The 25,771-nt window shown below is 73.5% G+C and carries 22 protein-coding genes; 10 read left to right on the top strand and 12 right to left on the bottom strand.

The window, feature by feature from the left end; translation table 11 throughout:
- Positions 1 to 68: 68 nt before the first annotated feature.
- Both ACWDRR_RS19550 and ACWDRR_RS19545 read right to left on the bottom strand, forming a co-directional pair.
- The gene (locus tag ACWDRR_RS19550) at positions 69 to 740 is read right to left on the bottom strand and encodes a phosphatase PAP2 family protein (RefSeq protein ID WP_449773431.1); all 672 of its coding nucleotides are present in this window, start codon (positions 738 to 740) and stop codon (positions 69 to 71) included.
- The gene (locus ACWDRR_RS19545) at positions 737 to 1,411 is read right to left on the bottom strand and encodes a DedA family protein (RefSeq protein ID WP_449773430.1); all 675 of its coding nucleotides are present in this window, start codon (positions 1,409 to 1,411) and stop codon (positions 737 to 739) included. The genes ACWDRR_RS19550 and ACWDRR_RS19545 overlap by 4 nt, the downstream gene beginning before the upstream one ends.
- Before the next feature lie 115 nt (positions 1,412 to 1,526).
- On the opposite strand from ACWDRR_RS19545, the gene ACWDRR_RS19540 reads away from it, so the two are divergent.
- The 3 genes from ACWDRR_RS19540 to ACWDRR_RS19530 all read left to right on the top strand — a co-directional run bounded on the left by ACWDRR_RS19540 (position 1,527) and on the right by ACWDRR_RS19530 (position 4,907).
- Positions 1,527 to 1,961, top strand: coding sequence for a BlaI/MecI/CopY family transcriptional regulator (locus ACWDRR_RS19540; protein ID WP_449773429.1), 435 nt, complete (start codon positions 1,527 to 1,529; stop codon positions 1,959 to 1,961).
- Entirely contained in the window at positions 1,958 to 3,199 is a 1,242-nt protein-coding gene (locus ACWDRR_RS19535) for a M56 family metallopeptidase (RefSeq protein WP_449773428.1), read from the top strand. The genes ACWDRR_RS19540 and ACWDRR_RS19535 overlap by 4 nt, the downstream gene beginning before the upstream one ends.
- A gap of 205 nt (positions 3,200 to 3,404) precedes the next feature.
- Complete coding sequence (locus ACWDRR_RS19530; RefSeq protein WP_449773427.1) at positions 3,405 to 4,907, top strand: GAF domain-containing protein; 1,503 nt, start codon at positions 3,405 to 3,407, stop codon at positions 4,905 to 4,907.
- On the opposite strand, the gene ACWDRR_RS19525 is transcribed toward ACWDRR_RS19530, so the two are convergent.
- Positions 4,859 to 5,359, bottom strand: a complete 501-nt coding sequence (locus ACWDRR_RS19525) for an SsgA family sporulation/cell division regulator (RefSeq protein ID WP_449773426.1) — start codon at positions 5,357 to 5,359, stop codon at positions 4,859 to 4,861. The two genes, ACWDRR_RS19530 and ACWDRR_RS19525, sit on opposite strands and share 49 nt — an antisense overlap.
- A 392-nt stretch (positions 5,360 to 5,751) precedes the next feature.
- Between ACWDRR_RS19525 and ACWDRR_RS19520 the strand changes: the two genes are divergently transcribed.
- The 3 genes from ACWDRR_RS19520 to ACWDRR_RS19510 all read left to right on the top strand — a co-directional run bounded on the left by ACWDRR_RS19520 (position 5,752) and on the right by ACWDRR_RS19510 (position 8,998).
- On the top strand, positions 5,752 to 7,056 hold the full coding sequence (locus tag ACWDRR_RS19520; protein WP_449773425.1) for a hypothetical protein: 1,305 nt from the start codon (positions 5,752 to 5,754) through the stop codon (positions 7,054 to 7,056).
- Positions 7,057 to 7,207: 151 nt separating this feature from the next.
- Positions 7,208 to 8,431: a TerD family protein gene (locus ACWDRR_RS19515; protein WP_449773450.1), complete on the top strand. Its 1,224-nt coding sequence runs from the start codon at positions 7,208 to 7,210 to the stop codon at positions 8,429 to 8,431.
- A gap of 78 nt (positions 8,432 to 8,509) precedes the next feature.
- A complete protein-coding gene (locus tag ACWDRR_RS19510) occupies positions 8,510 to 8,998 on the top strand; it encodes an N-acetyltransferase family protein (protein WP_449773424.1) in 489 nt (162 codons plus the stop codon).
- A gap of 15 nt (positions 8,999 to 9,013) precedes the next feature.
- Here ACWDRR_RS19510 and ACWDRR_RS19505 read toward each other — a convergent pair whose 3' ends face one another.
- On the bottom strand, positions 9,014 to 9,706 hold the full coding sequence (locus ACWDRR_RS19505) for an RraA family protein (protein WP_449773449.1): 693 nt from the start codon (positions 9,704 to 9,706) through the stop codon (positions 9,014 to 9,016).
- Between the two features lie 160 nt (positions 9,707 to 9,866).
- On the opposite strand from ACWDRR_RS19505, the gene ACWDRR_RS19500 reads away from it, so the two are divergent.
- Positions 9,867 to 10,460, top strand: coding sequence for a Uma2 family endonuclease (locus ACWDRR_RS19500; protein WP_449773423.1), 594 nt, complete (start codon positions 9,867 to 9,869; stop codon positions 10,458 to 10,460).
- Positions 10,461 to 10,546: 86 nt separating this feature from the next.
- Here ACWDRR_RS19500 and ACWDRR_RS19495 read toward each other — a convergent pair whose 3' ends face one another.
- Both ACWDRR_RS19495 and pruA read right to left on the bottom strand, forming a co-directional pair.
- On the bottom strand, positions 10,547 to 11,476 hold the full coding sequence (locus tag ACWDRR_RS19495; RefSeq protein ID WP_449773422.1) for a proline dehydrogenase family protein: 930 nt from the start codon (positions 11,474 to 11,476) through the stop codon (positions 10,547 to 10,549).
- Positions 11,477 to 11,596: 120 nt separating this feature from the next.
- Positions 11,597 to 13,225 carry an L-glutamate gamma-semialdehyde dehydrogenase gene (gene pruA, locus ACWDRR_RS19490; RefSeq protein ID WP_449773421.1) on the bottom strand — a complete coding sequence of 543 codons (1,629 nt, stop codon included), beginning with the start codon at positions 13,223 to 13,225 and terminating at the stop codon, positions 11,597 to 11,599.
- A gap of 285 nt (positions 13,226 to 13,510) precedes the next feature.
- Between pruA and ACWDRR_RS19485 the strand changes: the two genes are divergently transcribed.
- Positions 13,511 to 15,112: a PucR family transcriptional regulator gene (locus tag ACWDRR_RS19485; RefSeq protein WP_449773420.1), complete on the top strand. Its 1,602-nt coding sequence runs from the start codon at positions 13,511 to 13,513 to the stop codon at positions 15,110 to 15,112.
- Positions 15,113 to 15,178: 66 nt separating this feature from the next.
- Here the strand turns inward: ACWDRR_RS19485 and ACWDRR_RS19480 are convergent, their stop codons facing one another.
- Both ACWDRR_RS19480 and ACWDRR_RS19475 read right to left on the bottom strand, forming a co-directional pair.
- Complete coding sequence (locus ACWDRR_RS19480; protein WP_449773419.1) at positions 15,179 to 16,660, bottom strand: alkaline phosphatase PhoX; 1,482 nt, start codon at positions 16,658 to 16,660, stop codon at positions 15,179 to 15,181.
- A 254-nt stretch (positions 16,661 to 16,914) separates the two neighbouring features.
- Positions 16,915 to 18,108 (bottom strand): hypothetical protein, encoded by a 1,194-nt coding sequence (locus ACWDRR_RS19475; protein ID WP_449773418.1) that lies wholly within the window; start codon positions 18,106 to 18,108, stop codon positions 16,915 to 16,917.
- A gap of 165 nt (positions 18,109 to 18,273) precedes the next feature.
- Here ACWDRR_RS19475 and ACWDRR_RS19470 point away from each other — a divergent pair, with 165 nt between their 5' ends.
- Positions 18,274 to 18,717, top strand: a complete 444-nt coding sequence (locus tag ACWDRR_RS19470; protein ID WP_449773417.1) for a VOC family protein — start codon at positions 18,274 to 18,276, stop codon at positions 18,715 to 18,717.
- A 38-nt stretch (positions 18,718 to 18,755) separates the two neighbouring features.
- Here the strand turns inward: ACWDRR_RS19470 and ACWDRR_RS19465 are convergent, their stop codons facing one another.
- On the bottom strand, positions 18,756 to 20,420 hold the full coding sequence (locus ACWDRR_RS19465; protein WP_449773416.1) for a hypothetical protein: 1,665 nt from the start codon (positions 20,418 to 20,420) through the stop codon (positions 18,756 to 18,758).
- A 364-nt stretch (positions 20,421 to 20,784) separates the two neighbouring features.
- Between ACWDRR_RS19465 and ACWDRR_RS19460 the strand changes: the two genes are divergently transcribed.
- The gene (locus tag ACWDRR_RS19460; protein ID WP_449773415.1) at positions 20,785 to 22,116 is read left to right on the top strand and encodes an MFS transporter; all 1,332 of its coding nucleotides are present in this window, start codon (positions 20,785 to 20,787) and stop codon (positions 22,114 to 22,116) included.
- Between the two features lie 365 nt (positions 22,117 to 22,481).
- On the opposite strand, the gene ACWDRR_RS19455 is transcribed toward ACWDRR_RS19460, so the two are convergent.
- The 3 genes from ACWDRR_RS19455 to sufU all read right to left on the bottom strand — a co-directional run bounded on the left by ACWDRR_RS19455 (position 22,482) and on the right by sufU (position 25,755).
- Positions 22,482 to 24,788: a hypothetical protein gene (locus tag ACWDRR_RS19455; protein ID WP_449773414.1), complete on the bottom strand. Its 2,307-nt coding sequence runs from the start codon at positions 24,786 to 24,788 to the stop codon at positions 22,482 to 22,484.
- Between the two features lie 102 nt (positions 24,789 to 24,890).
- Entirely contained in the window at positions 24,891 to 25,271 is a 381-nt protein-coding gene (locus ACWDRR_RS19450) for a metal-sulfur cluster assembly factor (protein WP_387892344.1), read from the bottom strand.
- A gap of 22 nt (positions 25,272 to 25,293) precedes the next feature.
- Entirely contained in the window at positions 25,294 to 25,755 is a 462-nt protein-coding gene (sufU, locus tag ACWDRR_RS19445; RefSeq protein ID WP_449773413.1) for a Fe-S cluster assembly sulfur transfer protein SufU, read from the bottom strand.
- Positions 25,756 to 25,771: the final 16 nt, after the last annotated feature.

Below are 25,771 nucleotides of genomic sequence, written 5' to 3'. Positions count from 1 at the left end.
GCCCCACGCCCGGCTCACATGCTCTCCCCGCCACCCCGGCCACACAAGGGTCGGACAGGTCACGGAAGTCAGCGCCGCTGCGCCTCCAGCGACGGCCGGCCACCGGCCGCCGAGGCGAGGGCGCCCGCGCCCAGCAGCGGCCGCAGCGCGCCGTCGCGCGCCCGGTCGACCAGCGGCGCGGCCCGGCCGGCGGCCACGGCGAGCGGGGCCGCCACCAGGACGCCGACCAGCGCGCCGACCAGCACGTCGTGCGGGTAGTGCACGCCGACCCAGACCCGGGAGGCGCCCATCAGCACGGCGGCGACCGCGGCCACCGCGCCGAGCCGCCGGTCGGCGAACCAGAGCGCCGTCGCGGCGGCGAAAGCGATCACCGTGTGGTTGCTCGGGAAGGACCAGTCACCGGCGCCCGGGCAGGTCTCCAGCGTGCCCCGCACCCCGAGCTGGGCGCACGGCCGGACCTCCTCCACCACGCCCTTGAACCCGGAGTTGACGGCGTAGGCGACGATCACGACCAGCGGCGAGGCCAGCACCCGGGCCATCGCGGCCGAGCCGGCCCCGCGCGCCCGCCACCACGCCCACAGCATGAGGACGGCGAACAGGCCGAGACCCAGCGCCGACCAGACCTTGATCACCTGGTCGAGCCAGTGCGGCGCGGCGTCCGCCCACCCGACCACCCGGCTGTAGAGACCGCCGTCGATACCGCTGCCGTCGTAGACGGCCAGCGCGCGGGAGGGCGTCATCGGGCGTCACCACCGTGACGCCGGGCCTTCCGGGCCCGGAACAATTCAAGAACAATCGGGATCACGGAGACAACTACTACCAGACCGATGATGGGAAGCAGGTACCGGTCGATATTGGGCACCGACGAGCCGAGCGCGTACCCGGCCAGCACCACCCCGACGGTCCAGACCACGCCGCCCACCACCTGCCAGAGGGTGAAGGTGCGAACCGGCACCTCCAGCACGCCGCAGAGCGGGTTGAGCACCGTCCGGACCACCGGGATGAAGCGCCCGAGCACGATCGCCTTGCCGTACCCGTACCTGGCGAGCAGCTCCTCGGCCCGCTCCACGCCGTGCCGCAGGCTCTTGCGCTCGGACCGCTGCAACAGCGCGCGGCCGCCGCGCCGGCCGATCAGGAAGCCGACCTGGGCACCGATCAGCGCCCCGGCCAGGGCGGCCGGCAGCACCTGGTAGAGCTCCAGCTGCGGGCCCTCGGTGGCCCCCGGGACGCAGAGCAGGCCGGCGGTGAACAGCAGCGAGTCGCCGGGCAGGAAGAACCCGACGAGCAGCCCGGTCTCGGCGAAGAGCACGACGGCGATACCGAGCGCCCCGAAGGCCGAGAGCAGCGACGAGGCGTCCAGCGGGTTCACGGCGAGGGCGTGAACGGCCGGAGCGGCGGACGACTGGAGCAAGGTCGGCGGACCTCCCGTACGTTGGAGGGCGACCTCTGCGCAGCACGCCCTCGACCGTCTACAGTGGCGTAGACGGTCTACACGACTGTAGACGAATCCTGGAGGAACCGCCGCCATGTCCGACGTACCGTCCGCCCGCCGGCCCGCCGGGGAGCTGGAGGCCGAGGTGCTGGCCACCCTCTGGGCCGCACGCGAACCGCTGACGCCGCAGGACGTCCAGACGGCCCTGGGCGGCGGCCTGGCGCGGACCACCGTCGCCACGATCCTCGCCCGGCTGCACGACAAGGGCACGGTGGAGCGCACCCGGGCGGGGCGCGCCTACGCCTACACCCCGACCGTCCAGGACCCGGCCGGCCTGGCCGCCCGCCGGATGCACACCGAGCTGGGGCGGGAGGCGGACCGCTCCACCGTCCTGGCCCGCTTCGTCTCCGACCTCTCCACCGAGGACGAGCGGCTGCTGCGCGAGCTCCTCGGCGGTGACGCCCGCGGTGGCGCGGACGACGGCGGGGGCGCGGACCCGCGGACCGCCGCCGGACCGGTCGCCCCGTGATCCTCGCCGTCTGGATCCCGCTGCTGCTGCCCTTCCTCGCCGCCCGGCCGGCCCGCCGGCTGGCCGACGCGCTCCCGCCCCGGGCCGCCGCGTGGATGCTGGCCGCCACCGCCGCCGTCCTGGCCGCCGGCACGCTCTGCTCGCTCGGCCTGCTCACGGCCGCCGGCCTGCTCCAGCTGCCCGCGGTCGCCGCGCTCGGGCACCTGTCGCTGCCCTGGCTGACCGCCGCCGCGCCCGACGCGGGCCTTCCGGCCGCCGCGGCCGGAGCGGCACTGACCGTCCTGGCCGCCCTGACGCTGCGGACCGCCCGCCTGCGCCGGAACGAACTGCGGACCGCCCGCGCGGCGGTCGACCCCGTCGACCCCGTCGGCCCCGCAGACCCTGTCGGTCCCGTCGGTCCCGCAGACCCCGCACGCCCCGACGCCCCCGCCCGTTCCGCTGCCCCGGACCGCCACCCCGGGCAGCGGCGCCCGACCGCACCGCGAACCGGTGACCAGCATCCGGACGTGCGCCCCCCGCGCGCCTCCATGCGCCGAGCGCGCACCCAGGGTGCCCGCCGGGCCAGCCGTACGCACGCCCTCGCGCACCACCTCCACGCCCTCCAGCACCGGGCCCGCACCCTGCTCCGCCCCGCCGGACCGCACCCGCTGGCCGTCCTGGACGACGACCGGGCCGACGCCTTCGCCCTCCCCGGCCGCCTCGCCCGCCCCGGCCGGCCGGGCGAACCGGGCCGGATCGTGGTCACCACCGGGATGCTGCGCGCCCTCACCGCTCCCGAACGGGCCGCGCTGCTCGCCCACGAGCGGGCCCACCTGGCCGCCCGCCACCACCTCTTCCTGGGCCTCGCCGAGCACGCCGCCGCCGTCCACCCGGCGCTGCGTCCGCTGCGCGAGCCGCTCGGCTACCACCTGGAGCGCTGGGCAGACGAGGCCGCCGCCGAGCAGGTGGGCGACCGTGCCGTCACCGCGCGCGCGGTCGGCCGGGCCGCCCTGGCGGCGAGCCGCTCACCCCGTCCGGCCCGGCCCCGGCTGGCCCCGGCCGCGCACTCCGGCCCGGTCCCGCGCCGGGTAGCCGCCCTGCTGCGGCCCCGCCCGACCGCACCCGGCACCGGCCGCCGCGCCGCCGCCCTGGCCCTCGCCGCCTGCCTGGCACTGACCACCGCCGCCACACTGGACGCCGGCGCCGATCTCCACCGCACCGTCGAGGCCGCCCAGCAGGGCGCGGGCGGCCCGCGCTGATCCTCGGCCGGGGACGCGCGCCCGGGAGTGCGCACCCGGCCGTTTTCCGATGGCAGGGGACCCATAGCTTGTTGGCATGTCCACTCTGATACCGCTCACCGGTCCTAGTTGGCAGACCCCGTCCCCAGGACCGGGCGGCCCCCGTACTCTTTCGTCAGCGCGTCGGCCCCGACGCGCCCTCGATCGGCGGCGAGGAGCAAACCGAGTGCGGCAGACCGGACGGCAGACCCGAAGGCCCGAGCCCCGAACTCCGTCGACCACGGCGGAGCTGGCCAGGCTCCACGACCGCGCCCTGACCGAGCCGGTCACCCGCGGCCCGACCCGGGAGGCCGACCCGGCCGGCCACGGGCAGCCGCCGTCCGCGCCCCGCCCCGAGATCGGCGACTCCTGGGCCCGCCTGCGCCGCCTCGGCCTGGACCCGGACGCCGGCGCCGCCACCGTCCACCTGGGCCCCGCCGAGATCGAGCACCGCCGTCGCGCCAGCGGCCTCGACGTCCTGCTGCCGGTCCTGCGGGACACCCTGCTGGAACCGGCCGATCACGTCCCGCTGATCCTCGCCATCGCCGACGCCGAGGGCCACATCCTCTGGCAGGAGGGCGAGCGCACCCTGCGCCGCAGCGCCGACCGGATCGGCTTCCTCACCGGCGCCCGCTGGATCGAGGAGAGCGTCGGCACCAACGGCATCGCCTCCGCCCTGCGCGCGCAGCGGCCGATGCAGGTCCACTCCGCCGAGCACTACCTGCGCAGCCACCACTCCTGGACCTGCGTCGCCGCCCCCGTGCACGACCCGGGCACCGGACGGCTGGTCGGCGCCATCAACCTCAGCGGCCCGGCCAGCAGCGTCCGGCCGTACCTGCTGCAACTGACCGCCACCGCCGCCCGGCTCGCCGAGACCGAGCTGCGGGCCCGCCGGCTGGAGTCGCTGCACCACCTGCGCACCCTGGCCGCCCCGCTGCTGGCCCGGGTGAACGGCCCGGCCCTGGTGGTCGACGCCGCCGGCTGGATCGCCTGCGCGGCCGGCCTGCCGCCGCCCGTCCGGCTGCGGCTGCCCGCCGAGGGCTGGAGCTCGGCCGCCGTGCACTGGCTGCCCGGCCTCGGCGAGTGCGTCATCGAGCCGCTCGCCGACGGCTGGCTGGTCCGGCCGGTCCGGCCGCTGGACGGCGAGCGGGCCGGTGAGGGCGCCGCCGCGGTGACCGCCGAGCAGGCCGAGGGGGCCCGGCTCCGGCTCGACCTGCGCCGGCCGGACCGCCCCGAACTGTCGGTGCGCGGCGCCGCCGGCAGCTGGTCGCACGCGCTCAGCCCGCGCCACGCCGAACTGCTGCTGCTGCTCGCCACCGAGCGCTCCGGGCACAGCGCGGCGCAGCTCGCCGACGCGCTCTTCGGCGACCCGGCCCGGACGGTGACGGTCCGTGCCGAGCTGTCCCGGCTGCGGCGCTACCTGGGCGGCCTGCTGGCCCACCGGCCGTACCGGTTCGCCGAGTCGGTGCTGGTCACCGTGGACGGGCCGGACGACCCGTACGACCTGCTGCCGGTCTCCTCCGCGCCGGCCGTGCGCCGGCTGCGGGCGGGCCTGGCCTCCGGTGCCGTGCGGCTGCCGGGGCCTCCCCCGTTACCGGGCCCGCGCACCCCGGGCGACGACGTCGCCGCGGCGCCCCGGCATCAACCGCCGGCCAGCAACGCGGACAGCTGGGCGTCGGTCGGGCCGTAGGCCTGCTCGGCCTCCTCCGACACCAGCGCGTACGTCCGGTCCAGCCATGACTGCACCCTGGGCTTGGAGACCTCCAACAGCGCACTGCCGTGGGGTGATTCGAGGGCCAGGTGCAACGTCGAGCCGTGGCACGGGCAGTAGGCCGGCCACAGCTTGACGTCGCCCTGGCCGCTCAGCGAGCGCAGGCCGTCGCGCAGCAGATCGCGCGAGAACACCCAATCGGCCTCGTCCGGCCGGCCCAGATGGAACGTCAGCAGCACCTCGTACGGGCGCTCGGCGTCGAACCGGAACCGCGTCCGCACCTCACCGACCACTTCCTCGCCCAGCGAGATCCGCAGCGTCAGCACCTCCTCCACCGCCGCCGGAGCGGCGGTGGAGCCTGCCTCTTCGCCGCCCGTGGGGGTGGCGGCGAGAGGGGCACTGGAGGGTGCTGACAGCGGGTCGGACGGCATGACGGTCTCTCCGGGACGGCGTGGGATGCCCCCACCCTGCGGTACCACCGGCCGGACCGGCAAGGGTTGCAAGGAGGTTGCAATAATCCCCGTGCCCGCCGATGACTCCTTACCGGCCCTATCAGACGGACCGTCAACTTCCGTTCGGGGAAAGGCTGTCCACGGAGTGGATCGATCCCGTCCGAGGTCTGGCCAGGGTCCGGGCGCCCGCTGGTACGCTCGTCCCCCTGCCGGCGCGGGCCCACGCGCGTCCACCGGCGGACCCGCACGAGCAGACCCGGACGAACCCGGGCGATTCGGCGGCAGTCCGCCCATGACGGCGATTCGGGCCCGCCGGTGGCGCATGGGAGAATGCGGCGACTTCAGCGGCGACTTCGGGGAGGGAGGGTCGGGTGGCTCTGCGCGAGGAGATCGAGCAGGACGCGCAGCGCGAGCACGACCGGCAGCGCGAGCGGCACGGCCGGCACGGCCGTCCTAAGCCGTTCGGCGGCCGGCTCCGGCTGCCGACCCTGCGGTTCTCCGGCGCCGCGATGGCGATGTCCACCGTGGTCGGCATCAGCATCGCCACCACCTGGCTGCTCCACGAGCAGCAGGGCGTCGGCCGCCGGGCCGGGGTCGCCCGGGTCGGGTCGAGCCCGCCGCCCACCCCGGGCACCGACCGGGCCGACGCCGCCTCCGCCCCCGACGCCTCGCGCGCCCCGACGGCACCGCTGCCCTCCGGGCGGCCCTCGGGAACGGCCTCGCCCGGTCCCCACGCCTCGTACCCGCCGGCCTCCGCCGTCCCGGCGCCCCGCTCGCCCTCCTCCGGGGCGACCGTGCCGCTCGCCGAAGGCCGGACGGTCAGCCGGGGCCCCTCCGGCGCCCCGTCCACGCAGGCCCTCGGCTCCTCCGCCCTGCAGGACGACGCCGCGACCACCGCCGCGCGGCCTCCGGCGAACCGGCCGGCCCACCAGCAGCCCGGGGAGTCCGCGGCCCAGCCGCTCGCGGGGGCCTCGCCCTCGCCGCAACGGCCGTTCGCCCCTGCGCCGAACCCCGTCGCACCCGTCCCGCCCGGGGACCTCGCGGACGGCTGGACCGGCGTGGGACCCGAGGTCCCCGCGGTCCCGACCGTGCCCAAGGACCACGGCGGCGAAGCCGATCCGGCCCCGGACGGCACGGTCGACCTCGCGCTCACCGGGGCCGCCCTGGTCCAGCCGCTCGGCCGCGACGGCACCCGCCACGTGCTCGCCCTGACCGTCACCGAGCCGCTCACCGCGCTCCAGGCCGAACTCCGCCTCGCCCCCGCGGAGCCGGCCCCCGGCACCGCCGACGTCCCGGGCACCGTCTGGACCGACCTCGCCGGCGCCGTGGTCACCACCCACCACGAACGCGGCACCCTGGTCTACCGCTTCACCACCCCGGCCGGCACCGATGTCGCGCCCGGGCGCTACACCTTCGGCGTCCGCAGCGCGCTCCCCGTCACCGCACCGACCGGCGCACCGACCACCGCTCCCACCGGCACGCCCGCACCGGGCAGGAGCGCGCCCACCGCGCCCGCGTCCGCCGCACCGACGCCCGCCGGGCCGACCCCCGGGGAGACCGCTCCCGGCGGTCCCCGCAAGGCCGCCCCGGTCGAGAGCTGGAGCGCCTCCGCGTTCGGCATCCACCACCCGCGGGCCGTCGCCGCGCTGGGCACGTTCGCCGCCCCGCCGAGCTGACCGACCGTCCGACAACCCGACAGGTCACCGCCCTGATCGGGCTCGTCTCGACAACCCCGTTCGTTACTGTGGGTACCACTCGGCACGGCGCCCCCGACTCGGGTCCGCACGCCGTGCCACCGCATCCGAGGAGGAGTTCGTGTCCACGGTCCTGACCCAAGGCGGCAACGCCCCGCTGACCGCCGCGCGGGTGACCGTCGAGGTCACCGCACCCAAGGCGCTGGACGTCTCCGGCCTACTCCTGACCGATGCCGGAAAGGTCCGCTCGGACGCCGACTTCGTGTTCTTCAACGCCCCGCACGGCCCCGGTGTCACCCACCGCCCGGCCTCCGGCGGCACCCCGGACGCGATCACCATCGACACCTCCGCCGTCCCGGCCGGCATCACCAAGATCGTCGTCACGGCGAGCCCCGACGAGTCCGGCGCCACCTTCGCGGGCATCGAGCCGACCGCGACCGTCCGGGACGCCGACTCCGGCCAGGTCCTGGTCACCTTCACCTCGCCCCAGCTGGGCCGCGAGACCGCGCTGATCGTGGTCGAGGTCTACCAGCGGGGCGGCGCCTGGAAGGTCCGGGCGGTCGGCCAGGGCTACGCCAACGGCCTCGCCGGCATCGCCACCGACTTCGGCGTCAGCGTGGAGGAGGAGCCCGCCCCGGCGGCCGCCACCGCCACCCCGGTCGCCCCGCCGGCCGCCGCACCCGTCCCCGCCCCGGTCGCCCCGCCGCTGCCGCAGAGCGCTCCCCCGATGCCGCCGGCCCCGCCCGCACCGCCCGCCGCCGCCGCCGCGCCGAGCCTCACCAAGGTGACCCTGGACAAGGGCCGGGTGAGCCTCACCAAGGGCGGCTCGGTCTCGCTGGAGAAGAACGGCAAGCCCTTCCTCTCCTCCGTCCGGATGGGCCTCGGCTGGGAGCCCGCCGGTCGCGGCCGCAACATCGACCTGGACGCCTCCTGCATCGCCTTCGACGCCAAGCGCGAGAAGCTGGACACCGCCTGGTTCATGAAGCTGGGCATCTTCAACGGCGCCGTCGTCCACTCCGGCGACAACCTCACCGGCGAGGGCGGCGGTGACGACGAGTCGATCACCGTCCACCTCGACGGCCTGCCGCCCGAGGTCTGCGGCCTGGTCTTCGTGGTCAACTCCTTCTCCGGCCAGAAGTTCACCGACGTCAAGAACGCCTACTGCCGCCTGCTGGACGCGGGCTCCGGCCAGGAGCTGGTCCGGTTCGACCTCACCCAGTCCGAGCCGCACACCGGCGTGGTGATGTGCAAGCTCGTCCGCCAGTACTCCGGCGAGTGGGTGATGACCGCGATCGGCGAGTACGTGGACGCCAAGACCGCCCGCGCCATGGTCAAGCCCGCCGCCTCGATGCTCTGAACCCCACGGGTGCCCGGGCCACCGCCCGGGCACCCGAACCGGCTGGTCGGCGCCCCGCTCACCTGGCATCCTGTTCGGATGTTGATCAGGGAAGCCACCCCCGAGGACTGGCCGTCCATCTGGCCGTTCTTCCACACCATCGCCGCCGCGGGCGAGACGTTCACCTACCCGCTCGACCTGACCTTCGATCAGGGCCGGGAGTGGTGGCTCCTCTCCGCACCGAACCGCACCGTCGTGGCGGTCGACGAGGACGGCACCGTCCTCGGCAGCGCCAAGATGAACCGCAACCACATGGGCAACGGCTCGCACATCGCGAGCGCCAGCTACATGGTCGACCCGGCGCACTCCGGCCGGGGCGTCGGGCGCGCGCTCACCGAGTACACCCTGGACTGGGCCCGCGCGGCGGGCTACCGCGCCATGCAGTTCAACGCCGTGGTCGCCTCCAACGAGCGCGCGGTGAGGCTCTACCGGTCGCTCGGCTTCGAGATCCTGGGCACCCTCCCCGAGGGCTTCCGCCACCCCGACCACGGCTACGTCGGCCTGCACATCATGCACCGCGCGCTCTGAACCCGGGCTCGTCCGCTACTCCTCGATCGCGCCGCCGACCCGTCGCAGATGCTGCCGGAAGCTGTAGGACGGATCGGCGGCCCGCCGGGCCAGGTAGTCGCCGAACGCGGTCTGCCGGCGCAGCGTGTCGCCCGAGCGGATCCGCTCCGCCTGCGCGCGCTCGGTCCGCGCGATCCCGGCGGCCGTCTCCACTACCTCGTCCACCCGGGCGGCCGGTACGAACAGCACGCCGTCGGCGTCCCCGAACACCACGTCCCCGGCGCTCACCAGGTGCGGCCCGAACCGGGCGGTGACCAGCGCCTCCGGCTCCCGCGCGTCGAGTCGCACCGGACCGAGCGGCAGCGCGCCGTAGCTGAACAGCGGCAGCCCGATCTCCACCAGCTCCGACGTGTCCCGGTGCAGGCCCCACACCACCACCCCGGCCACCCCGGCGGACCGCGCCTCCAGCACCGCGAGGTCCCCGACGCAGGCCTCGTCGACCCGCCCGCCGTTGTCGACGACCAGCACGTCCCCGGGCCCGGCCGTGCCGTACGCCTCCAGGAACACGTCCACGCTCCCGTAGTGCCGCACCGGCAGCGCCCGCCCCGCCACCCGGTGCCCCGCCACCACCGGCCCGACCCCCGCCGGCGCCGCCCGCAGCTCCACCCCCAGACGCACGCACGCGTCCGCCACCAACGGCGTCGACAACTCCGCGAAGGCCTTCAGCACCCCAGCCACCTGCCCAACTCGACGTGATCCGCCCACAGTTCACCAGCACCGCGATCCTAGGGCGGCCGACACGCTCACACCATCGAGTGAAATCCGGCCGTGTACGGCATACCTCGCCGAACCCTCCACTAGCGTGACGAGCACCTGAAGGAGGGGCATCATGAGTGCTGTGGCGCATGAGCAACCGATCTCGGACTCCCCGTCGGAGGAAGACATCCTCCTCGAGGGGTTCCTGAGCCTGCACTCCCCCGAAGGCTTCCGGGCCGAGCTCATCGAGGGAGAGATCATCGTGACACCACCGCCGGACGGCGATCACGAGGACTACATCGGCTTGCTGATCGACCAGGTGGGCCGCCGGGCCGAGGTCCACATGCAGGTCTCCGGCGGAAAGGGCCTGCGTCTGGTGAGCGGCGGGCTCTGCCCCAAGAACCACGTCGTCCCGGACGCGACCTTCGCCCCGATGGAACTGCGCCTCTTCCGCGGCGCGCCCTCCTGGATGGACCCGCAGGGCGTGGCCATGGTCGCCGAGGTGACGTCCACCAAGCCCGACCAGGACCGGATCGCCAAGCGGCACTGCTACGCCCGCGCCGCGATCCCGCTCTACCTGCTCATCGACCGCGAGAAGTCCCAGGTCACCATCTTCGGCAAGCCACTCCGCGACGAGTACACCGAGGTGCACATCGCCGCCTTCGGCGAGCCGCTCGACCTGCCCGCCCCCTTCGGCTTCGAGCTCGACACCAAGCCGTTCCTGTAGTCCGGAAGCGACGAACGGCCCGGGAGACGACGAACGGCCCGCACCCCCCTTCCACAAGGGGTGCGGGCCGTTCGCGGTCCGGTGCTTCAGCCTCGCGTCGCCATGGCGCGCAGGAAGAAGGTCAGGTTGGCCGGGCGCTCGGCCAGCCGGCGCATGAAGTAGCCGTACCACTCCTCGCCGTAGGGCAGGTACACCCGCATGGTGTTGCCCTCGCCGGCCAGGCGCAGCTGCTCCTCGGGGCGGATGCCGAACAGCATCTGGTACTCGAAGGAGTCGCGCTTGCGGCCGTTCCACTGGGCGAGCTGGCCGGCGATCTTGATCATGTTGGGGTCGTGCGAGGCGATCATCGGGTAGCCCTCGCCGGCCATCAGGACCTTCAGCGCGCGGACGTACGCGAGGTCCACCTCGTGCTTGCCCTGGAAGGCGACCGACTCGGGCTCCTTGTAGGCGCCCTTGCACAGGCGCACGCGGGAGCCGGGGCCGGCGAACTCGCGGCAGTCGGCCTCGGTGCGGCGCAGGTAGGCCTGGAGCACGACGCCCAGCCAGGGGAAGTCGGCCCGCAGCTCGCGCGCGATGGAGAGGGTGGAGTCGGTGGTGGTGTGGTCCTCCATGTCGAGGGTCACCGTGGTGCCCGCGTCGGCGGCCGCCTCGCAGATCCGGCGGGCGTTCTCCAGCGCGATCTTCTCGCCGTCCACCGGCAGGAACTGGCCGACGGCCGACAGCTTCACCGAGACCTCGGCGCCGGCCGCCAGGCCGGTGTCCTTGAGCGCGGCGAGCAGGTGCTCGTACGCCTCGGCGGTCCCGGCGGCCTGGGCGGCGTCCTTGGTGTCCTCGCCGAGGTGGTCCAGGGTGACCTTGCGCCCGGTGGCGACCAGGTCGTCGCAGGCGGTGACGGCGTCGTCGAGGGCCTCGCCGGCGACGAACCGCTCGACTATCGCGTGGGTCGGCGGGAACTTCTCGACGACGGTGCGGACCTGCGGGGAGCGGGAGGCCGCGAGAAGGGCGGAACGGAGCATCGTGACTCCTGGAGCTGGTGCTTCTAAGGGTGGCAGAAGGGGGGCCGGGGCGGCGGTGCGGGTCGCCACCGCCCCGGCGTGGACGCCCGGCTGCGGGGCCGGGCGTCCGGGGGCGGGTACTCAGCCCATGTGCGGGTAGCGGTAGTCCGTCGGCGGGACGAAGGTCTCCTTGACCGAACGGGTCGAGGTCCAGCGCGCCAGGTTCTGCTTGGCGCCGGCCTTGTCGTTGGTCCCGGACGCCCGGCCGCCGCCGAAGGGCTGCTGGCCGACGACCGCGCCGGTCGGCTTGTCGTTGATGTAGAAGTTGCCGGCCGCGAACCGCAGCTTGTGCATGGCGTCCTGGGCGGCCGCGCGGTCCTGGGAGATGATCGAGCCGGTCAGGCCGTAGGGCGAGACGGACTCCATCTGGGCCAGCATCTCCTCGTACTTCTCGTCCTCGTAGACGTGCACGGCGAGGATCGGGCCGAAGTACTCGTCCTTGAAGTACTCGCTGGCCGGGTCCTGGCAGACCAGCACGGTCGGGCGGACGAAGTAGCCCACCGAGTCGTCGTACGTGCCGCCGGCCAGCACCTCGACCGACGGGTCCGCCTGGGCCCGGTCGATCGCGGCCTTGTTCTTGGCGAAGGAGCGCTCGTCGATGACGGCCGACATGAAGTTCGACAGGTCGCTGACGTCGCCCATGGTGAGGCCCTCGACCTCGTCGCGGAAGGCGTCCTTGAGGCCGGCCCAGATCGAGGCCGGGACGTACGCCCGGGAGAGCGCCGAACACTTCTGGCCCTGGAACTCGAAGGCGCCGCGGGTCATCGCGGTCTTCAGCACGGCCGGGTCGGCGGACGGGTGGGCGACCAGGAAGTCCTTGCCGCCGGTCTCGCCGACGATCCGCGGGTAGGTGCGGTAGCCGGAGATGTTGTTGCCGACCTCGCGCCACAGGTGCTGGAAGGTCGCGGTGGAGCCGGTGAAGTGGATGCCGGCCAGCGCCGGGTGCTTCAGCGCGACGGCGGAGACGTCCAGGCCGTCGCCGGTCACCATGTTGATGACGCCCTTGGGCAGCCCGGCCTCCTCCAGCAGCTGCATCAGCAGGTGCGCGGAGAACTGCTGGGTGGGGGACGGCTTCCAGAGCACCACGTTGCCCATCAGCGCCGGCGCGGTCGGCAGGTTGCCGGCGATGGCGGTGAAGTTGAACGGGGTGATCGCGTAGACGAAGCCCTCCAGCGGGCGGTGGTCGCTGCGGTTCCAGACGCCGTCCGAGGAGATCGGCTGCTCGGCCAGGATCTGGCGGGCGAAGTGCACGTTGAAGCGCAGGAAGTCGACCAGCTCGCACGGGGTGTCGATCTCGGCCTGCTGGGCGGTCTTGGACTGGCCGAGCATGGTGGCGGCGGCCAGCGTCTCGCGCCAGGGGCCGGCCAGCAGGTCGGCCGCCCGGAGGAAGATCGCGGCGCGCGAGTCGAAGGAGAGCGCCTGCCAGGCCGGGGCAGCGGCCAGGGCAGTGTCGATGGCGTCCTGCGCGTCGGCCTGGGTGGCGTTGCGCAGCGTTCCGAGCCTCGCCGCGTGGTTGTGCGGCTGGACGACGTGGATCTCGGTGCCGCCGCCGAGGCGGCGCTCACCGTTGATCGTCATGGTCAGCTGGACCGGCTCCTGGCCGCCCAGCTCCTTCAGCTTGGCCTCCAGGCGGGCCCGTTCCGGGCTGCCGGGGGCGTAGCTGTGGACCGGCTCGTTCACCGGCGCGGGGACCTGGGTCACAGCATCCATGAGCGCACGCTCTCCTTCGGTTCATGCGGGATGCCGACGCGGGTCGCACGTCGGCCACAGGACGAACGCTATTCCTGCACCGGGCCCCACTTGATTGGCCGGGCGGCTAAAGTCCCCCGTACGGCGTTGTCCGTGCCGACGAAGGAGTCACGGGGCGGTCACGGTCGCCACGCGCGAGCGGCCCGGTCCGCCCGTGGGCCGGTCCGGCCGCTCACTCCCCCGAGCGCTGTCCACCCGGCTAAAATCGGCCGTACGCCGTTGTCCGTTCGCATGAAGGAGCCTCCGGTGTCGCAGCCCGCCGGCCTCCCGCTCCGTCAACTGCTGATGTCCCTCGGCGAACCGCTGGTCGAGCTCCAGGCCGCCCCCCAGGGGCTGGACGTGCCGGTGCGCGACGTCGCGATCCTCGACCCGGAGGACCCTCCCGTCGCCGCTCCCGGCGAGCTCGTGCTCGCCATCGGCGCCCGGGGCCGGGCCGCGCTGCCGGCCCTGCGCGCGGCCGGCCGGGCCGGCGCCGCCGCCGTCGCGGTCAAGCTGGACGGCCCCGGCCAGGCCGACGCGCTGCGGGAGGCGGCCACCGAGGCGGGCGTGGCCCTGCTCTCGGTCCGCCGGGAGACCCGCTGGGAGCACCTGGACTCGCTGGCCCGCGCGATCATCGCCGGGCCGGACACCCCGGACGCCGCGGGCACCCCCGAGCACAACGCGGGCGACCTCTTCTCGCTCGCCCAGACCGTCGCCGTGCTCACCCACGGCATCGTCTCGATCGAGGACACCTCCAGCCGGGTGCTGGCCTACTCCCGCTCCTCCGACTCCGACGAGGTGGACGACCTCCGCCGGCTCTCCATCCTCGGCTGGCAGGGCCCCGAGCCCTACCTCTCGAAGCTCCGCGAGTGGGGCATCTTCCAGCACCTGCGCAGCTCGGACACGCCGATCGCGGTCGATCCGCACCCGGAGCTCGGCCTGCGCCGGCGCCTGGCGATCGGCATCCGGACGGGCGCGCAGCCGCTCGGGACGATCTGGGTGCAGGAGGGCGCCCAGCCGCTGGCCCCGCTCGCCGAGCAGGCGCTGGTCGGCGCGGCCCGGGTGGCCGCGGCGCAGCTGGTCCGGCGGCGGCGGGAGCTGTCGGCGGACGTCCGGCTGACCCGCACGCTGCTCACCGGCCTGCTGGAGGGCTCGACCGGCCCGCAGTCGCTCGCCACCCACCTGGGCCTGGACCTGCGCCGCCCGGCCACCGTGCTGGCGTACAGCGCGCCGACCACCGAGGCGCTCACCCGGGCCGAGGTGACCGGCCTGATCTCGGTGCACACCGCGGCCCGCCACCGCAGCGCGCTGCTCGCCCCGATCGAGTCCCGGGTCTACGTCCTGCTGCCCGAGCTGCCGGCCGGCCTGCCGATGACGACGGTCCGCGACTGGGCGCAGGAGGTGGTCGAGGCGGCCCGGGACCACCTCGGCGTCCCGCTGCGGGCGGCGATCGGCTCGACCGTGGACGGTCTGGCCCAGGTGCCCGACTCCCGGGCGCAGGCGGACCGGATCCTGGACGCCATGGGCCGCGGCGGGGTGGAGCTGGAGGTCGCGGCACTGATCGACGTCCAGGCGGAGGTCCTGGTCAGCGAGATGCTGGCGCTGCTGCAGGAGCGCTCGGGCCTGCGCGACCCGCGGCTGACCGCGCTGACCGCGTACGACCGCCGGCACGGCACCCGGCTCGCGGAGTCGGTGCTGGCCTGGCTGGACGCGCTCGGCGAGGTCCGGGTCGCGGCGGACGCCCTGCACATCCACCCCAACACCCTGCGCTACCGGGTGCGCCGGGCCGAGCAGCTCACCGGCGTCGACCTCGCGCAGCCGCAGCAGCGGCTGCTGGCCATGCTCCAGCTGCGGCTGCCGCAGGAGTAGGAGCGCCGCGGCGAAGCCGGGAGGGGCCCGCCGGAGCGGGCCCCTCCCGTCGTTCGCGCTACCGGATCAGGCGCCGTAGCCCTGACCGCGCTTGTGCTCGTTCAGGCGGTGCCAGGGGCCGGTGATGGCCAGCTGGATGCCCGGGGTCTGGATGTTGGCGAACAGCGTCTTGCCGTCGTCCGAGAAGGTCACGCCGGTGAACTCGCTGAACTCCGGCTTCTCGGCGGTGCCGATGTTCAGCTCGTTGCGGGCGATCGGGTAGGTCAGCCCGTCCTCGGTGGCGCCGAACAGGTGCGAGACACCCTCGCCGTCCTCGGCGATCACGATGCCGCCGTAGGGCGAGACGGTGATGTTGTCCGGGCCGTCGAAGTTGTCGTGGTCGCCCCAGACGTCGGTGTTGACGCCGAGCAGCACCTTCAGGGTGATGGTGCGGCGGACCGGGTTGAAGAACCAGACCTGGCCGTCGTGCTGGAGCGGGCTCTCCGAGCGGGCGAAGCTGGAGACGAAGTAGAAGCCGCCGTCACCCCACCACATGCCCTCCAGCTTGCGGGCGCGGGTGACCTCGCCGTCCTTGAACTGCTTGCGGATCGAGACGGTCTTGGCGTCGCGGTCCTGGACCTTGACCCAGTCCACGCCGTAGGTGGTGCCGACCTTGGTGGCGCGCGACAGGTCGTCGACCAGCTTGCCCTGCGCGTCGAAGACCTTGAAGGCCTCCAGCGTGCCGGCGTCCGCGGCCAGCTTGCGCAGCTGGTAGCGGCCGTGCTTGAAGCCGGCCGGCGGGGTCCAGCGGAACAGCAGTCCGTTCGGGTTCGAGGCGTCCTCGGTCAGGTAGACCTGGCCGCGCTTCGGGTCCACCACGACGGCCTCGTGCGCGAACCGGCCGAAGGCCTTCACCGGCTGCGGGTCGCGGTTGTAGTCGTCGTCGAACGGGTCGACCTCGAAGATGTAGCCGTGGTCCTTGGTGAAGCCGTTCTTGCCGGCCTTGTCCTCGGTCTCCTCACCGGACAGCCAGGTGCCCCAGGGGCTCACGCCACCGGCGCAGTTGGTGGAGGTGCCGGCGATGCCGACCCACTGCTCGACCGTGCCGTTGCGCTTGGCGTGCACGACGGTGCAGCCGCCGGCCGCGCCCGGGTCGTAGACGTGACCCTCGGTCAGCGGCACCGGGTACGGCCAGTTGGCGCGGGCGCCGCTCAGCTCGTGGTTGACGACCAGCAGGTTGCCGCCGTGCTCGTCCTCGAAGGCGGAGGTGCCGTCGTGGTTGCTGGGGGTGAACTCGCCGGTGCGCAGCTTGGTGACGCCGGCCCGGTTCACCACCTTGTAGCTGAAGCCCTTGGGCAGCGCGAGCAGCTTGGCCTCGTCGTTGACCAGCGGGCCGTAGCCGACGGCGGCGCGCTCGGCGTCGGCGGTGGCGGCGTCCTGCACCTCGCCACCGACCGGGGCGGCGATCGCGCCCGGGGCGCTGGCCAGCGCCTCGGCGCTACCGGCGATCAGGACGCCGGCCCCGACGAGGGTGGAACGGTTGACGAAGTCCCGACGGGACAGCGACATGTGAGTCACTCCTGAGAGGTGGGCCGCCGACCGGGGTGGAGCCCGGTGCGTGGCGTGCGAGGTGTCGAGGCAGGTCGTCGACGCCTGCAGACTCCGCCGGTGCGATGAACGCCCGGTGAAGCGGACACCTCGTCAGAGTGTTCATTTGCCGACCGTATTCGAATTCATGACCTGTCCTTTGCCGTGAGCACCACAGGTCACGGCACTGCGACACCGCTCCGGCACCGCGCGACGGCGCCACCGGGCGCTGCCGCTCACCGCCCCGCGCGCGCCGCCCGCCACTGCTCCCAGGCCGCGAGCCAGAGCTGCTCGCCGAGCTGCTGCTCCTCCCAGCCGTCGCCCGCACCGCCCGCCCGGTCCCGCCAGAGCTGCTCCCAGGCGCGCTGCGCCGGCAGGCTGGCCACCTCGCTGGCGAACACCGTGTAGCGGATGACCTCCTCGATCGCGGCCACCCCCTCCGCCGTGCCGACCACCCACTGGGTCTGCCGGGAGAGCCGGTTGAGGTGGTTGACCATGGCCGTCACCGCCGCGACCGCCTCCTCCCGGCTCTCCGAGCCGAGCCGCATCTGCTGGCGCACCGCGGCCTCCCAGCGCAGCGCGCCGGTCTCGCCGCGCAGCCCGCGCGGCAGCCGCGGCGTGCGTCCGGCCCGGACCTGCGCCTCGATCGCCGCGGACTCGGCGATGCAGTGCTCGATCACCGCCCGGTGCGCCTCCAGCCCGACGGCCGGCGCGAGGTCGCGCTCCTCGACCGGGACGTACCGGGCCCGCCGCGCGGCGAGCCCGCGCAGCAGCGCGGTCCGGCCGCGCAGATGCCGCTCGACGTCCTCGACCGGGGCCAGTTCGAGGCTGCCCGGTGCCACGCCGCGCCCGCAGACGGTGACGGTCAGTCCGTGCAACCGGAGCCGGCCCGCCCAGACCGGCCCGGCGCCGGGAGTGGAGCCGAGGCCGGGCAGCGGGGCGTCCGGCCGGTCCCAGAGGTCGCGCAGGTCCTCGTGGACCTCCACCGCGCAGGGCTCGCCGTCGACGGTGATCCACTCGCGCAGCGCCCGGACCCGGCCGGGGCAGTCGCCCTCGTCGATGCCGAGCTGCTCGTAGACGCGGTCGCGCTCGTCCTCGACCACGTCCTCCAGCTCGGGCAGCGCCCCGGGCCGGTCGGCACCGGGCCGGTAGGTGCGCACGGTGACGTACGGGCCGTCGGCGGAGGTCCAGTCGCCGGAGCAGACCTCGACCCAGGACAGCCGGCCGTCACAGGTCTCGAACGCGGTCAGCGCGTCGCCCTCCGGGCCCGCGCCCCGCACGACGCCGTACACCGGGAAGTCGGCCGCGGCCAGCGTGCGGCGGGAGAACTCCTCCTGGTCGGCGAAGCGGTCCTCCCGTCCGCACGGGTCCGGCCACCGCGCGCCGTCCCCCCGGAGACCGTCCTGCCTGCCACCGCTCTCCCGCGTCATCCCGCGCCGCACCCCCATGTCCTCGCCGCCCTCGCACCGCTGCGGGACACGATACGTGGCCCGACCTGCCGGGTCATCAGCTCCTTTGCCCCGCCGGGTGGATCGGTACCCGCGCCACCGTGTCAGCGCACCCGTTTGTCAGTACCGGTTCCTACGCTGTCGGGCATGACAGTGATCCAGGACTTTCCCGCCCGCATCAGCATCGTCACCCTCGGGGTGACCGATCTCGACCGCAGCGCCCGCTTCTACGAGGACCTCGGGTGGCGCCGTTCCCCGGTCTCCAGCCCGGAGATCGTCTGGTTCCGCACCGCCGACTCGGTGCTCGGCCTCTTCCCGAGCGACGAGCTGGCCGCCGACGCGGGCGTCCCCGCACTCGGCGAGCCGTCGTTCCGGGGTGTCACCCTCGCGGTGAACCTCGAGTCGCCCGAGCGGGTCGACGCCGCCCTGAGGACGGCCGTCGACGCCGGCGCCACGGTGGTCAAGCCCCCGGCCGCGACCAGCTGGGGCGGCTACTCCGGCTACTTCGAGGACCCGGACGGCCACCTCTGGGAGCTGGCCCACAACCCGTTCTTCCCCTTCGCCGAGGACGGCTCGCTGGACCTCCCGTGACCGGCCGGGCGCCCCGCTCCGCCGCGCCCCGGCCCCCGTCAGCCCTTCGAACGCGCCTTGAAGGCCGCCTTGCGCGCCTCCTTGGCCACCGTCCGGTCCAGGTGCAGCTCGCCGACCGCCTCCAGCACGTCCGCCGTGTACGGGTGGTCGACCCGCCAGAGCTCGCCGAAGTAGCTCGCCGGATTGCCGGTCACCGGCAGGTCGGCGATCAGCTCGCGCAGCAGCTCGGCGTCGCCGCCGGTGTCGAGCAGCTGGGCGGCGAAGGTGTCGACCACCGTCCACAGCGCCATCCCCCGCTCCGGCGCGGGCACGTCGGTGGCCCCGAGGTCGACCAGCCAGGCCCGCGTGGCCCCGCCCAGCTCCGGGTCGTCCAGCACCTCCCGGGCGGCGGGCTCGGCGGGCCGGCCGATCATGCCCAGCGCCAGCTGGGCGAGCATCCGGCGCATCGGGGCGTACGCGTCATTGCCGCGCGCCGCCACCAGCAGCTCGCGCGCCGCCGCCACCGGCTCCCGGCCGGTCACCCAGACCTGCAGCTCCTCGTCGGGCAGCACATTGGCGGCCTCGCAGATCCCGCGCAGCAGCTCGGCGGCATCGCCCTGGGCCAGCTCGCCGACCAGCGGCGCGTCGTAGCCGTCCTCCAGCAGCCACTGCCGGATGCCGTACTGGCCGAGCGGGGTGAGCCGGACCAGGCCGAAGCGGGCCGACTCCTCCTCGTCGAGCGGCTCCTCGCCGACCGTGACGCCGACGGGCTCCTGCCCCTCCTCCTCGTCGAACAGCTCCGGGTCGATCGGGCGGTACTCCAGCAGACCGAGCTCGGCGAGATCGCCCAGCATCGGGTCCAGCGCGACCATCACATCGGTGATGTCGCCGAGCAGCTCCTCGCTCGGCTCCTCGCCCTCCGGGACGACCAGCAGGGCGGCCAGCACCCCCAGCGGCACGGTCTCGGTGCCGGGGTCGGCGAACGCGGTGGTCTCGTAGAGCACCTGGAGCGCCTCGTCGAGCAGTTCGGCGGCCTCCTCCCGGGCCTCCTCGACCCGCGCCAGCCGCTCCTCGTCCTCCTCGTCCTCCTCGTCCGGCTCCGCCCCGGCGCCCGCGCGCTCGGCCGCCTCCTCGGCGGCCTCCTCCTCGGGCAGCGAGTCGGCCTCCACGGCCAGCTCGCGGACGATCCCGGCGGCGGTCAGCCAGAGCTCCAGGACGGTCTCCGCGTCCCCCTCCTCGGCCGGCTCCAGATCCGGCCCGGGAATGGCCACGTGCTCGCCGGCGGCGGTCGTGCCGATCTCGACGAGGTCGAGGTCGCAGGCCAGCGACCAGGCCCGCATCGCCTCGACCACGTCCTCCTCCGCCACCTCCCCCTCCTCGGGCGCGAGGCCGAGCAGCCGGGCCGCGGGCTCCCGGTCCGGACCGGTGAGGTCGCCGAACTCGTCCACCGCCCGGTGCGGGGCCGCCCAGCGGGCCAGCTTCAGCGCGTACCCGAACATCGGGACGGCCTTCGCCTGCTCGGCCAGCTCGGACTCGGCCGGCAGCCGCACCGGCGGTACCAGCACGGCCGCGTCGTCCAGGTCTTCGTCGTCCAGCCCGTGCGCGGCGAACGCCCCATAGAGGTCCTGCAGCTCCAGGTCGGCGGGCAGCACCGCGCCGACCGCCCCCTCGTCCGGCGCACCCGCCGACGAAGCCCCAGCGTTCTTACGACGTCGTCCGGCCATTGTTGCGCGCTCTCCCTACAGCCAGCGGTCGGCCGATCCGTTCCGGCCGCAGCGGACCAGCTCCCTGTGCCGATCCCCTACCTCAGCGTATAGGCCGGGCACCCCCGATGCCCGGCCTCCAGGGGCGCGCGCCGCAACCGTGCGCCCACCCCTTATCCTTCGACTCGGTACCGTGCACACCCCGCGCGGGCCACCGGGCAACGAAGCCCCCTCCACCCTCCCCGCCCGGCATCGGGTGGGAGGGTCCCACGATCACCCGCTCCACCAGGGAGCCCGCACCGAGGCCACCACCACAGCGCCCCGGACGGGCGTGCCGGCACACCCCGCCGACCTTGGTGGCGCCCGGCCACAGGAGACCCCTGCCATGGCGGACCTCTCCCCTGCCGGCTCCGGCCTGCGCACCGCGCAGTTCGACGGACGCCGACTGTCGGAGGCCCTGCTTCCCCTGGAGCTCGCGCCGCGCGCCCAGCTCCAGCTCGCCGCGATAAGCCGCTGGAACGCGCTCCGCGGTGTCCGTGTCGGCCTCGTCGCCGGCGCCCTCCTCCTCATGCTGATCGGTGCCAACCTGGCCACGCCGATCTACCCGCTGCTCCAGCAGCGGCTCTCGCTGACCGCGCTCGACACCACGATCCTGTTCACGGTCTACGTGTTCGCGCTCGTCCCGGTGCTCGCCGTGGTCGGCCACTGGTCGGACCACCTCGGCCGCCGCGCGCTGATCCTGCCCGCCGTCCTCCTGGCCGCCGCCGGGGACGCCGTCTTCGCCACCTCGGGCAGCTTCTGGCAGCTCGCCCTCGGCCGCGCCGTCCAGGGCGTCGCGGTGGGCCTGTCCACCGGCGCCGCCGGTGCCGCCCTCGGCGACCTGCTGCCCGACCACCCCACGCTGGCCGCCAAGCTCACCCTGGCCTGTTCGGCGGGCGGCGTGGCGCTCGGCCCGGTGGTCGGCGCCCTGCTGGCCGGCGGCTCCGACCCGCTGCTGACGCCCTTCCTGCTGCACGCCGTCGCCCTGCTCGCGCTCTGCGTGCCGCTCGCCCTGGTCCACCCCCGGATGCCCGGCCGCAGCCGCCCGCCGGCCTCCCCGCCGCGCATCACCACCCCGGCGCACCTGCGCCCGCAGCGCCTCGGCCTGCCGACCACCGGCCGCCGCGCGTTCCTGCTCGCCTCGGCCGCCGGGTTCATCTCCTACGCGGTCTTCGGCGTCTACCTCAGCCTGGCCCCGGCCTTCTCCGCCAAGCTGCTGCACACCGACTCCCGGCTGACCGGCGCCGTGGTGGCCGCGCTGCTGCTCGGCTCCTCCGCCGTCGCCCAGCTGCTCGTCCCGCCGACCGCCGACCGCCTGGTCATCGCCCTCGGCATGACCGGCCTCGCGGCGGGCCTCGGCCTGGTCGTCACCGCCCAGTACACCGGCACGCCGGCCCTGCTGTTCATCGGCAGCGTCCTCGGCGGCTCCTGCCAGGGCGTCGCCTTCCGCTCGCTGTTCACCAGCGCGGTGGCCGCGATGAACCCGGAGCGCCGGGGCTCCGAACTCAGCTCCCTCTGGGTCATCGTGTACCTCGGCAGCTCGCTGCCGATCGTCGCCGTCGGCGCCCTCGTCCAGGCCTACGGCCTGCTCCCGGCCACCAGCGGCTTCGTCGGCCTCGCCGCCCTGCTCTGCATCGGCCTGGCCCTCGCCGTCGCCCGCAAGCCCCGGAACGCCTGACCCCGGTCGGAGTGGGAAGTCGATCGCTCCGACTTCCCACTCCGCAGGCTCTCAGCGCTGGACGCGTCGCACCGTTCGGGTCACGGCATCACAGAAACAGACGAACGCCCGAACCCGATCCCGGCCGGTGAGGCCTCGCAGAACCAGTCCGAGGCCGGCACACAGCACCAACGCCAGCACCAACGGAACCAGCGACACGACCAGAAGGGCATCCAGAGGGTCCATTCCCACTCCCAGCTGTCCCGTCGGAACACCCGGTGTGCCCCGACGCCGTTATGGCATCAGGCACCATGGCCACCAGGCCACCACACGGCGCGCCACTGGCATTGTTACCGCAGGTCAGCAGGTGCGGTCAGGAATTCCGGTCAGGAAGCGGGCCAGTGCCGGTACCCCCGCTCCGGGTCACGCACGGATCCCTCACGGAACGGTTCGAACCAGTCGGCCGGCTGGAGATTGGCCACCCCGAGCATCTGGTTGACCGGATCGTCCGGATCCGCCACCGAGTTGAGCCACGGCTCAAACAGCCACAGCACGTCGGTGTCCTCGAAGAGAACGCTTTCGCACAAGTACCAGTCGTAGTCGGAGTTCCGAGCGTCGATCCCCTCCGTCGCCCGAGCGACGAACTCCGGATCACCGGCAACCCTGCCCGACACATGGTCGAGGGCCAGATGCAGGGCCATCTCCTCCCCGGTGCAAAGCGGCCTCGGCCAACCTCCGCCGCGAATATCCTCGGCAAGGTCGTCGAAACACCGTACGAAGTCCCGGCGCCAGGAAATAGCCGCTCGCCAGGTCTGCGCCGGTAGGTCACCGAACACATCGAACTCCCAGCTCGTCTCCACCGTCACGGGCTGGTCTCCAAGCTCGTCGACGTCCTGCGCCGCCAAGTCGGCCAATTCCCCAAGCCCGACAGCCAGTACCGCAAGGGTTCGCGGGCTCGGCCCCCACTCCTGGTCGTCCTCGTCGCCGTCCGCCTCTTCGGGTTCCGGCTCCCCATTGCCTCCGAGAGGTTCGCCAACCACCGGTTCCAACGGATAACGCCGGATACCCGGACGTCTGAAGAAAGCCACCGACTCCTCGTCACCGGCGTCGGCCGCGTGCTGGAACCACTCATTCGCTTCGTCGTACTCGTGCCGGAGCATGAAGTGGTTTCCCAACAAGCGCATCGACAGCACGTCCCCCAATCCGACGGCCCGGCGCAACCATCCCTCGGCCTCGGCGCCATCGCTGCGCCTCAGCATCAGGCCGAGAGCCCTCATCGCGACCACTTGGTCCCGCTCGGCAAGCGGTGTCAACACCCTCCTCACCAAGTCGGGGCGGTCGTTGGCGGTGGCAGCCGTCGCGATCTCGAAGTACTGCAGGTCGTCGGTGACCATCTCGATCGCGGCATCCCAGACCGCTTCCGGGAGTAGCGGTTCCCCGGCATTCGCTTCCCTCAGCGTCGCGCCCACCAGGTAGTCGAACGCGTAGAAACCATCGCCTTTCGGAAGAAGGAAAGCTGTGACGCCATGACGTACTTTCGTGGCCCACTCGATCGCGTGGTCCGGAGACTCCGGGGCCAGCAGTGCCTTGTTCCGCCCCGGAATGTAGACCTCGTGGAGCCGCTCCACCGCTCCGACGGGCAGCGGGGTCGAGATACCGGCCAGCGCGAGGCCGATTGCGGCTCGGACCATGGCCGCGCCGCGTGCGTTTCCCGTGACGTGTGTCGCTTGTGCCAGCTCACGCCAGAGCTCGGGGCCTGCCGCCAGGTACTCGGCAACACCGTGGTCGGCCGCCTGCCTCAGTGCCTCCTTGAGCCTGCCGTCACCGGAGGTGTAGGCCTCCTGCTCAGCCCGTGCGAGTTCCGACTCCGACCAGATCCGAGGGATGACGAGTTCCTCGCTTGCTCTGAGGACGTCCTCCCCCAGACCGGTGGATCCGATCTGCTGCCTGAAGCCGAGCTGGATCGTCGCTACGACAACGACCCCTGTCTTGCGGAATATGCGAAGCAGGTCCACGTCCAGACCCATGGGGCCGAGGTGGCGCTGCAGGTCGTCCAACCAGAGCACACGTCCGCCGGGAGCGACGCCTCGTCGGGCGCAGTCTGCGGCCACCTGCCCCAGGTCTGTCCGACGCCCCGGCAGCAGAAGCTCCGCCTGCGGCATCACCGCCTGCACGGCCTCGAAGGCCGTTCGCGTCTTGCCTGCCGTCGAATCGCCGGAGAGGAGGAGCATGCCGCCCTCAGACGCCAGCCGCGCCAAGACCGCCCGAACGGCGTGGTCGATGTCCCGCGTGATGTACCCCGTCAATCCGGACTCACCGTACTCGGCTCGAGCACGGTGGACGCCCAGCTCGAACGCGGTCGCCTCACCGACTGTTGACGAGGGTGGCCCCTGACTCACCGGAACGGCGTTCCGGGCGTTCCGGTAGAGCCTCTGCCATTCGGCTCGGTCGAAGAGGCCACGAATGCCCGCGATCCTCTCCAGAGTTGCCAGAAACGACTCCAGCGCCTCCGGACCTGCCGGAAGGCTCTTGCCGCGGCGCCACGAGCTCACCGTCGATGTGGAGAGACTGACCTTGCCGGACAGCTGCGTGCTGGTCTCCGCAATGCGTTCGAGGGTGGGTCGGCCGGCTTGCTGCACAGCGGCGCCCACGTGGTGTGCGAACTCTTCGCGCGCGTCGAGGGAAGTACTCACCAACTCATCAGAGCACCCGGCAGTGACAAACGCCGCTGCCCGGTACGGATTCCCGTACCGGGCAGCAGCGTTCGTGCGAGCGGAGCTCGGATGTTGCCGGTCTCAGACGTTGAAGCCGAGCGCGCGGAGCTGCTCGCGGCCGTCGTCGGTGATCTTGTCCGGGCCCCACGGCGGCATCCAGACCCAGTTGATGCGCAGGTCCTGGACGAGGCCGTCGGTCGCGGTCTTGGCCTGGTCCTCGATGACGTCGGTCAGCGGGCAGGCCGCCGAGGTGAGCGTCATGTCGATGGTGGCCACGTCGGACTCGTCGATGTGGATGCCGTAGATCAGGCCGAGGTTGACGACGTCGATCCCCAGCTCGGGGTCGACGACGTCCATCAGGGCCTCGGTCAGGTCCTCGACGGAGACGGTTCCGGCGGTGGTGCCGACGATGACGGTCGGACCCTCCTCGGCGGAAGGGGCGGGCGTCGCGGTGTCACTCATGGGTCTGTCCTCCTCTTCTGCTTCAGTCGTTCAGGTCGTTGACGGCGGGCCGGTCGGCCAGGGCCTTGGCGGTGGCGTCCTTCCAGGCCATCCAGCTGAGCAGCGCGCACTTGACCCGGGCCGGGTACTTGGAGACGCCGGCGAACGCGACCGCGTCCTCCAGCACCTCCTCGTCGCCCTCGCCCTGGCCCTTGCTCTGCATCAGCTCCAGGAAGGCCTCCTGGACGACCTGCGCCTCGCCGACGGTCTTGCCGACCACCAGGTCGTTCAGCACGGAGGCGCTGGCCTGGCTGATGGAGCAGCCCTGCGACTCGTACGAGACGTCCACGACCGTGGCACCGTCGAGCCGCACCCGCAGGGTGATCTCGTCCCCGCACGTCGGGTTGACGTGGTGCACCTCGGCGTCGCCGTCCCGCAGCCCCTTGCCGTGCGGGTTGCGGTAGTGGTCCAGGATGATGTCCTGGTACATCGAGTCGAGCTTCATGTCGTGGGCCGTCCCG

Source organism: Kitasatospora sp. NPDC003701 (genome assembly GCF_053587085.1).
Note: the sequence above shows the minus strand (reverse complement) of the source record. Positions and strands in the feature narration are given on the sequence as shown.

Excerpts from the sequence above, each read along its gene's own strand:
- ACWDRR_RS19540 (WP_449773429.1), top strand. The coding sequence starts at position 1,527 with ATGTCCGACGTACCGTCCGCCCGCCGGCCCGCCGGGGAGCTGGAGGCC.
- ACWDRR_RS19510 (WP_449773424.1), top strand. The coding sequence starts at position 8,510 with ATGTTGATCAGGGAAGCCACCCCCGAGGACTGGCCGTCCATCTGGCCG.
- ACWDRR_RS19460 (WP_449773415.1), top strand. The coding sequence starts at position 20,785 with ATGGCGGACCTCTCCCCTGCCGGCTCCGGCCTGCGCACCGCGCAGTTC.
- pruA (WP_449773421.1), bottom strand. The coding sequence starts at position 13,225 with ATGGATGCTGTGACCCAGGTCCCCGCGCCGGTGAACGAGCCGGTCCAC.
- ACWDRR_RS19525 (WP_449773426.1), bottom strand. The coding sequence starts at position 5,359 with ATGCCGTCCGACCCGCTGTCAGCACCCTCCAGTGCCCCTCTCGCCGCC.
- ACWDRR_RS19500 (WP_449773423.1), top strand. The coding sequence starts at position 9,867 with ATGAGTGCTGTGGCGCATGAGCAACCGATCTCGGACTCCCCGTCGGAG.
- ACWDRR_RS19470 (WP_449773417.1), top strand. The coding sequence starts at position 18,274 with ATGACAGTGATCCAGGACTTTCCCGCCCGCATCAGCATCGTCACCCTC.
- ACWDRR_RS19495 (WP_449773422.1), bottom strand. The coding sequence starts at position 11,476 with ATGCTCCGTTCCGCCCTTCTCGCGGCCTCCCGCTCCCCGCAGGTCCGC.
- ACWDRR_RS19450 (WP_387892344.1), bottom strand. The coding sequence starts at position 25,271 with ATGAGTGACACCGCGACGCCCGCCCCTTCCGCCGAGGAGGGTCCGACC.
- sufU (WP_449773413.1), bottom strand. The coding sequence starts at position 25,755 with ATGAAGCTCGACTCGATGTACCAGGACATCATCCTGGACCACTACCGC.
- ACWDRR_RS19550 (WP_449773431.1), bottom strand. The coding sequence starts at position 740 with ATGACGCCCTCCCGCGCGCTGGCCGTCTACGACGGCAGCGGTATCGAC.
- ACWDRR_RS19475 (WP_449773418.1), bottom strand. The coding sequence starts at position 18,108 with ATGACGCGGGAGAGCGGTGGCAGGCAGGACGGTCTCCGGGGGGACGGC.
- ACWDRR_RS19480 (WP_449773419.1), bottom strand. The coding sequence starts at position 16,660 with ATGTCGCTGTCCCGTCGGGACTTCGTCAACCGTTCCACCCTCGTCGGG.
- ACWDRR_RS19465 (WP_449773416.1), bottom strand. The coding sequence starts at position 20,420 with ATGGCCGGACGACGTCGTAAGAACGCTGGGGCTTCGTCGGCGGGTGCG.